The organism is Roseibium sp. MMSF_3247, assembly GCF_030733765.1.
Lineage (GTDB): Bacteria > Pseudomonadota > Alphaproteobacteria > Rhizobiales > Stappiaceae > Roseibium.
The window spans coordinates 1-4,560 of sequence record NZ_JASHII010000024.1; the positions used below are offsets into that span (position 1 = coordinate 1).

A 4,560-nucleotide genomic window follows, 5' to 3' on the forward strand; every position below is an offset into this window, starting at 1 on the left:
AGCTTGCGGCCGGACAGATTGCGTGAAAACAGCTGGCGACTGTCGCGCGCCTAAACCTCAAACAACGTGACAGCACTGCTGAAGGGCCTGGTTCCGGCGGATAAGAACCGACAAATCGATGATGTTGAGCGAATGGGCAAACAGTATTCAGCCCTGTTTGCAGATGTGATGGCGCTCTACGCCGAGCGGGATGAAATCGTAACCGGTGAGTTGGATGTTCATGGGCCATCCATCAGAAAAAATCTCTCCGACATTATGAGATCAGCTTATGATGATGGTGATCGTGTCGCGGCATATTTTGCTGGCAGGACGCAAGAGCATCTCATGCTGGCGCGTTACTACGGAAAATCGTTTCTCCTGGAAAACGATGACGCTTCACTGCTGCGGACTCAGCAGGAGTTGGCTTCAGTCGAGGAAGAGCTCAAAAAGTTAGCGCGGGAGCTCCAGAACCCGAAACGGGCTGAGCTGGCCCAAACCGCTTCCCAATTGCTTCAGCAGTATTCAGCGGCCTTCGTGCGAGTTGCCGACATCATCGCACAGCGAAATGACATTCTGGAAAACCAGCTCGATGTAATTGGGCCTCAAATATTGGCGCAAATCGACAGCTTGGTGGATGCGTCGGTTGCACAGCAAGACACGATCGGGCCAGAAATGAGCCAGTCGTTCCAAGTTCAATCTTGGTCAATGGGAGGCGTTGGCCTCGCAGGATTGATTGCCGGAGTCCTCGCCGCGTTCTTCATAGCCAGAGCGATTACGCGGCCTGTTGAACACGTAACCCATATTCTAGAGCAACTGGCATCAGGAGATGTGGGAGCCAGCATTCCGGCTTCCGAACGCAATGATGTTATTGGACGAATGCTCGACGCATGCAAAGACCTGCGTGAAACAGTCACCAAGTCCTTTACCCAGGCTCAGATGATCGACCAGATCCCTATGCCGATCATGATGGCTGATCCAAATGACGGATTTAAGATCAATTACATGAACCCGACAATGACCGGGTTGGCTGAGAAGATTTCTGATCATCTCGATGTGCCGGTCAGTGAGCTTCTTGGAACCTCGATTGATACGTTCCACAAGGATCCGTCACACCAGCGCCGCATTCTTGAGAACCCGGAGAACCTTCCATTCAAGGCACGTATACCCTTTGGTGGCCGGCGCTTTTCTTTGAAGGTCTCTGCGATCCGCGATGGATCTGGCAATTACATTGGTCCCATGGTTGTTTGGGATGACATCACTGAAAGAGAACAGCTCGCTGAACTGGTGAAGGCCAGTGTCGATGAGGTTGCGCAGGCAATCGGACAGGCAACACGGTTTGCAGATGATATGAGTTCTATTGCCACTGCAACTGAACAACAATCAGTCTCGGTTTCGGCAGCAGCGCAACAAGCCAGCAATAACGTTCATTCCGTGGCAGCTTCCACTGAAGAAATGTCAGCGTCTGTCGACGAGATTACCGGACAGATCAGTCAGTCCAACGTACGTGCCACAGAGGCAAACGAAATTGCGCTCAATACGCAAAGGAAAGCAGAGCAGCTGAACGAAAATTCGCAGCGGATCGGCGATATCGTCAAAATGATTTCCGACATTGCTGAGCAGACCAACCTCCTTGCGCTCAACGCAACGATCGAAGCAGCGCGCGCTGGAGAAGCTGGCCGGGGATTTGCGGTGGTTGCTTCTGAAGTGAAGAACCTCGCAGAACAAACAGGGCGGGCGACAGTGGATATCGGCGAACAAATAGAAGCCATGCAGAAAGTAACGAGTACCACTGTGAGTGATATCGCAGCCCTTACCAACCACATCGACGATATTGCCTCACTGCTCGGCGCAGTTGCTGCGGCCACTGAGGAGCAAGGCGCTGCGACACGAGAAATCAGCAGAAACGTTACAGAGGCTGCCAACGGTACCCAGAACGTATCACAGACAATCATTGAGGTGCGGGATGCCAGTGCTAAAACCGGCCAGTCGGCCACCGAGCTGAAGCAGTTGACCCTTGACCTTTCTGCAACGGGAAATGCTCTCGGAGAGGCTGCCGAAAAATTCCTTGAGAACGTCAGGGCGGCATAGGGCTGCGCTGGAGGGATAGGCGAAGTTTGGCATTCTGCTTTTTGCTGGAAACGACGAGCGGCGCTTTTGAATTCGGGCCGCTCCCGAACACAGGTCCGTATGCGGAAATAGCTGGAGATTTTCCAACAGCGCTTGCTATTATCCCAAGTCTCCAACAGGAGTATGGCTCAGACCTTTTCGCCCTGATGTTTTGATGAACATCAGTTGTAGAGTTCCAGAGTTAAGCCTAGTTAGGTTTATAATTCCCATGATTAGATCAATCACCATGGCTGCATTGAAAGCCTGCCTGATTGCCCTCTGCCTGCTGCTGCCGGTGTACACCGTGCATGCCGCACCATGCGACGGCCCAGTTAAGGTCCGGATTTCCAGTGACTACGCGCCATTCAGTTACAAGGATCAATCGGGACGAATCACTGGGTTGGACGTTGAGCTCTTGCGAGAGATTTTTGCGGCAATCGGGTGCGAGTACGAGCTGATCGACCTGCCTTTCAAGCGTGCTCTCAAGGAAGTGGCCAAGGGAAGCATCGATATGATGCCGTTCATGTCCATCACGCCTGAGAGACAAACGTTCGCTCGGTTTTCGGTTCCCTATCGCAATGAAACAGCTGGTTTCATAATGCGTAAAGAAGATATGAGCGCAGCATCCATCCAATCGCTGGCCGACATTTTGAAACACCGGCTGGTTATCGGACACGAGTTAGGAACTTACCGTGGCACAGAATTTGAAGAGTTCCTTACTTCGGAACAATCAAAAAATGCCGTTTTTCAAGTTGCATCAACTTCTGAAGGGCTACGCATGCTTATAGCTGGCCGCATAGATGCCCTTGTCGTGTCGAACCCGTCAGTGCGCGTTGCCGCAAAAGCAGATTGGAATGGCAAAATTGCACCGCACCCCTTCATTCTGTCTTCTAAACCGGTACATTTTATGTTTAGCCGGAAAACAGCATCAGACGACCTTGTCGACGCAATCAACGACGCGATTGAGAACATCATCGTTACGGATCACTATAGCCAGAGTTTTGGGGCAATGGCGCTTTCGCCCAAAACACGGCCTACCACTCAAGCTGCGATAAAGTAGCATCAAAAATGACATTTCCACGCGAAGTATTCAAAACCGGGAAGACCTCCAAATCGCTTCAGTCAATGTACCTGAGAATACTGCTGAGTCGCACACAAGTTGAGGTCTCCTAAAAAATCACAAGGTATCTAACGCTGAGTGCAATTCTGCGCGTTTGCCTAATCAATAGCCTTGAATTTCGATCGGCTGAAACTTTCAATGCTGTGTCAGTTATTGGCCTCCAAGGGTATTCGTCAATAACGCTCGGAACGGTGTAGACAGGAGAAGATGATATAGTGACTTGGACATGTGAACAGGTTTTGAAGCAAATTGAGCGTCATCGCCTTAACTGCACACCGCAGGTATTCCACGTCCTTTACGTTGCATTGACAGAGCCTAGTTCGAAAATCGCAAAAGAATTAGTCCGGCTCGAAGAAAACGGCATCGAAGTCACCCTCGGAACGCTAGATTTCCTATATGGCGCCTATTTAAGTCCCGACCAAGAGGCGGCACGCTGTATCAATATAGTCCAAAGTTCCCAAGCCCGAACAAGTGCTGTCACCACATCAGCCGAAGTCTCTCAAAACCTTGTAGATCACCTTTTCACATGTGCGGAATCTGCCATCGACGAGACTCCATTGCGTGAGACCGTGCTTCAGATCCGCCCCAATGTGCAAGAGCATCTTGATAACATTATCATGCAAACAAAGGCACTCGATGCCGAGTTACGTGCATGCCAAAAAGAGTTGTTTACCGATGCCTTGAGCGGCGTGCCCAATCGACGTTTTTTGGAAGCGGAGCTGAACAAGCGTTTGGAAGCACACGATACGTCTTTGCACATCGCTTTGATTGATATTGATCACTTCAAGAATATCAATGATGAGCATGGCCACATTTTGGGGGACCACACCATCCGGGTCGTCGCTCGTCTGATCCAGTCGCAGCTGCGATCGAAAGATGTTTTATGCCGATATGGCGGCGAAGAGTTTTGTGTGCTCTTCTACGATACAGATACTAACGACTGCGTTGCCGTATTAGAAGCAATACGCTCAGAGATTGCACGCCGTACAATCTTTCACAATCGCAGTGGAAAATCCTTCGGCCCAATCACAATATCCGCAGGCTTAGCAAAAGCGCAACCTGGAGATGACGTTGAAGCGGCAATACATCGCGCGGACGAGCAGATGTACAGGTCAAAGTCCGATGGTCGAAACCGGGTCAGTTGTTAATGTCTGCGAAGCGAAGAAATCTCTTGGAGCTATTCGAAAATTTCCAACCCGTTTTCCCTGAAAATAGCCAAATTATTCACCTGCTCATTCAACTTTCGTCTGACATCCTTCAAAAAACGCCTATACCCTTCGAATTCATAAACCACGTTAACTATTCATAAGGTGGTGGATTACTAACGTCGAAAAGCTGCCGTTAGGTCAAGCAAG

The 4,560-nt window shown here is 50.3% G+C and carries 3 protein-coding genes; all 3 read left to right on the forward strand.

Translation table 11 applies throughout. From position 1 onward, the window contains the following. Nucleotides 1-66 precede the first annotated feature (66 nt). The 3 genes from RBB44_RS25350 to RBB44_RS25360 all read left to right on the forward strand — a co-directional run bounded on the left by RBB44_RS25350 (nt 67) and on the right by RBB44_RS25360 (nt 4,353). Nucleotides 67-2,067: a methyl-accepting chemotaxis protein gene (locus RBB44_RS25350; protein ID WP_306150598.1), complete on the forward strand. Its 2,001-nt coding sequence runs from the start codon at nt 67-69 to the stop codon at nt 2,065-2,067. 265 nt (nt 2,068-2,332) lie between these two features. After that, nucleotides 2,333-3,145, forward strand: a complete 813-nt coding sequence (locus RBB44_RS25355) for an ABC transporter substrate-binding protein (RefSeq protein ID WP_306150599.1) — start codon at nt 2,333-2,335, stop codon at nt 3,143-3,145. A gap of 299 nt (nt 3,146-3,444) precedes the next feature. Then, nucleotides 3,445-4,353, forward strand: coding sequence for a GGDEF domain-containing protein (locus RBB44_RS25360; protein ID WP_306150600.1), 909 nt, complete (start codon nt 3,445-3,447; stop codon nt 4,351-4,353). Nucleotides 4,354-4,560: the final 207 nt, after the last annotated feature.

Coding starts and splice junctions, on each gene's coding strand:
- RBB44_RS25355 (WP_306150599.1), top strand. CDS start 2,333: ATGGCTGCATTGAAAGCCTGCCTGATTGCCCTCTGCCTGCTGCTGCCG.